The sequence below is a fragment of the Sulfobacillus harzensis genome, from assembly GCF_012933365.1.
GTDB lineage: Bacteria > Bacillota > Sulfobacillia > Sulfobacillales > Sulfobacillaceae > Sulfobacillus_B > Sulfobacillus_B harzensis.
On sequence record NZ_JABBVZ010000365.1, the window covers coordinates 1 to 323 of the forward strand.

1 protein-coding gene is annotated in these 323 nt (G+C 64.4%); it reads left to right on the forward strand.

All coding sequences use genetic code 11. The features are described from left to right. A partial coding sequence (locus tag HIJ39_RS25445; RefSeq protein ID WP_169103423.1) for a hypothetical protein occupies positions 1-323 on the forward strand: 323 nt, incomplete at both ends.

A 323-nucleotide genomic window follows, 5' to 3' on the forward strand; every position in this document is an offset into this window, starting at 1 on the left:
CGCCCGAACTCCAACGCCCCGACCTCTTGGTTAGTCCGCCGGGATCGGCGGTGGCGTTTGTGGTGGTTGAGCGTGCCAAGATCGCCGGCATACAGGATGGTGATGCCGGTGGCCAGACAAAACGCGACGATCTGATTGGCGGCGTGATGCAACGCGTTGCGTGTCATGCGCTCGACTTTTTGGCTTCTGCGATGCCGTGCGTGATTCAGGCGCTGACGCCGTCGCGACCCGGGTTTCGTGCGGGCCCGTTTCTTCCGGAGCTTGGCCTGGGCTTTCGCACGGCCCTGCTTGACGGACCGGAGGCCCCGACCGGATATCGCGAA